Annotated in this window: 3 protein-coding genes; 2 read left to right on the forward strand and 1 reads right to left on the reverse strand. The window is 58.0% G+C overall.

Annotation, left to right across the window (positions count from 1 at the left end):
* Positions 1-81 precede the first annotated feature (81 nt).
* Positions 82-1,101 (forward strand): IS110 family RNA-guided transposase, encoded by a 1,020-nt coding sequence (locus EO136_RS09965; protein WP_127143153.1) that lies wholly within the window; start codon positions 82-84, stop codon positions 1,099-1,101.
* Between the two features lie 427 nt (positions 1,102-1,528).
* Positions 1,529-2,212 (forward strand): PAQR family membrane homeostasis protein TrhA, encoded by a 684-nt coding sequence (gene trhA, locus EO136_RS09970; protein WP_206513304.1) that lies wholly within the window; start codon positions 1,529-1,531, stop codon positions 2,210-2,212.
* Between the two features lie 189 nt (positions 2,213-2,401).
* Here trhA and EO136_RS09975 read toward each other — a convergent pair.
* Positions 2,402-2,930 (reverse strand): recombinase family protein (locus EO136_RS09975; RefSeq protein WP_164730523.1); only part of this gene is annotated, 529 nt, incomplete at its 5' end.

Genomic DNA, 2,930 nt, shown 5'->3' on the forward strand with positions numbered 1-2,930 from the left:
CTTGATGATGTGGACGCCCCCGGCCAGCGCAGTGCCGGTTAAGGTGCTGTGGAAGTGAAAGCAAGAGAAGGAGCGTTTACAATGAATATCAATACAATCGGACTGGATCTGGCCAAGAGCGTTTTCCAGGCACATGGCGTGGATGACACCGGGAAGACAGTGCTGGTGAAGAAGCTGCATCGCAAACAGATGCTGCCATTCTTTTCGAAACTGGCACCCTGCCTGATCGGGGTTGAAGCCTGCGCTACGGCGCATCACTGGGCGCGTACGCTGATCGCCATGGGCCATGACGTCAGGATCATGCCGCCGTCTTATGTAAAAGGATACGTCAAGCGCGGCAAAAGTGATGCGCTGGACGCAGAAGCGATCTGCGAAGCCGTGCAACGTCCCACGATGCGGTTCGTGCCCGTCAAGACGGTTGAGCAGCAGGGCATCCTGATGGCGCATCGGGCGCGATCTCTCCTGGTGCGCCAGCGCACCATGGCAGCGAATGCACTGCGCGCTCACCTGGCCGAATTCGGCTTCGTCGCAAATCCCGGCATCGCCAATCTGGCGAAGCTGGCCGATAGGGCCTTTGCTGATGAAGCCCTTCCTACTTACGCTCATCGAGCGCTTGAGATATTGATCCGACGGATCACCGAGTTAACCGAGGAGGTCGGCGAACTCGATCAGGAATTACGCATCTGGCATGCCGAGAACGAGGCCAGTCGAAGGCTCGCGGCTATCCCGGGTGTCGGGGTGATCACAGCGACAGCCATCGCGGCAACAGTGACAGACCCCGATCAGTTCCAATCAGGCAGGCAATTCGCCGCCTGGCTTGGGCTGACGCCGCAGCAGCAGTCGACCGGAGGCAAAACACGTCTCGGTGGTATATCCAAACAGGGCGACAGGTATTTGCGGCGCCTGCTCGTCGTTGGCGCAACGGCCGTCATGCGACACGCCAAGCGTAACCCGACGCCGATAACAGACTGGGTGAATGGGTTGCTGGAGAAGAAGCCGTTCCGGCTCGCCTCGGTCGCCCTCGCTAACAAGCTCGCCCGCATCGCCTGGGTAGTACTAACCCGCGGAGAGACATATAGACCCTATGGGCGGCCTGCCTGACCGCGCGCAGCCCGAACCAAATTGGCAATGGCAGTCGATGATGCGTAACGATCGAGCCAATGGAGAGGCAAACCCGTCTGATTCAATGCGCCACTCGTGCGCGCCAGCTTGATCAGGGACCTCACCGGCGGATTTCCATCAGGGCCAGCAGCGAATATCACGCCGCACAAACAGGCCGGACATATGAAAGCAACCGATCACCGCAACATGACAAAACCAGCTCTTGCCATAGGGGGCGTCCACATATGAATCACTCATCACCCAGTTTGGGAATCCCCTTTGTCCACACGACCTAGCATCCGCTTCGCAACAAAACCCTCTTGGCGCGCATGGCTCGCAATCGTCTCGATCCGGCTGGTGCATGCCGAACCCGGCGGGTTAATGAAACCAATCACGGTCGAAAAGCAGGTTCGTTGGTCCTATATACGTGTCCAGCAACATCGCAACGTCTCGAGGTTTAATGCCTTCTCCCGCCCACTATCCCAGTGCCACGGCGCGCTCCGCCGACTTCTTCGTTCACGTCCTCGGTTTCAGCCTGGCGATTATGGGTGGTGCATTTCTGCTCTGGCTGGGCAGCCAGTATCCCGATCCGAATAAACTTGTTGTGGTGGCGATCTACTCACTTGGCGCTGTCGCGATGTTCGGATTTTCCACAGCCTACAACTTTTCTCGCACGCATTGGCAGCCTTTCCTGAGGCGGTTGGACCATGTGGGTATTTTTCTCATGATTGCGGCCACCTATACACCCTTCACAGCTTATCTGCTCTCCGGCCCCTGGGCTTGGGTCCTGACATCCGGTCTATGGATTCTTGCCGGTCTGGGCATCTTGGGAAAAATATTCTTGCCCCCAATCGAGCAAAAGGTGTGGGTGCCAATTTATCTCGGTCTTGCATGGATCGGGGCGATTGCAGCATTCCCTTTGGCGGGTGTGACATCCGGCCTGGTCTTGGCGCTGCTCGGATTAGGCGGCGTCTTTTATTCTATTGGCGTCGCATTCTATCTCAACAAGCGGCTGCAATACGCCAAAGCCATATGGCATGGGCATGTTCTGATCGCAGCGGCATTCCACTGGACGGCTGTACTGTTTGGCGTTTTTCTGGTTCGAGGCTAGTTCATTGCCATTTACGCTATTCCAATAACCCCGGCACGTACAGGCATCCGCACGATGGCGATGTTCGACGATCGCCTTCGGAAGGTGTGACGCGGGCGGCAGCTTTTAAGATAAGCGAATGGGCCAGTGAAGGGCCGAAATTGGGGCGCATTGCTGACGCGATGGCAGGCCCAAAGGTTGAGCAGAGCGTCACGAACTCGAGGGCCCGACTATCCGATATATCTGCATCCGCGAGCACCCAACCTCCTCGGCGATTGCTGTGGGGGATAGGCCCCGGTCCCGGAGAGCGAGAACGCGGTCTCGGTCAATGCGGCGCTTGCCGCCTTTGTATGTGCCGCTCCGCTTCGCGCGCTCAATGCCTTCGCGCTGGCGCTCCTTGATAAACCGGCGCTCCATCTGTGCAACCATCCCCAGCACGGTAATGACCACGTGTCCCATCTCTCCACGTGTTGAGATGTGCGGATCGAGGATGGTGACGAACGCACCCTTCTGCTCGACCTCATAGATCAGGTTGAGCACATCGCGCGTATCGCGGCCCAGCCGATCGAGCCTGGTTACCATCAGCTCGTCGTCAGGCCGCAGGAACTCGATGATCGTCGCCAGTTCAGCTCTGCCGGTTCTTGAAGCACCGGACACCTTCTCCGACCGGACGATATCGCAGCCTTCGGCCTTGAGCCGTGTGGTTTGGACTTCGAGATCCTGATCAATCGTGCTGACG

The sequence above is a fragment of the Pelagibacterium montanilacus genome (genome assembly GCF_003992665.1).
GTDB classification, from domain to species: domain Bacteria; phylum Pseudomonadota; class Alphaproteobacteria; order Rhizobiales; family Devosiaceae; genus Pelagibacterium; species Pelagibacterium montanilacus.

Coding starts and splice junctions, on each gene's coding strand:
- EO136_RS09965 (WP_127143153.1), top strand. CDS start 82: ATGAATATCAATACAATCGGACTGGATCTGGCCAAGAGCGTTTTCCAG.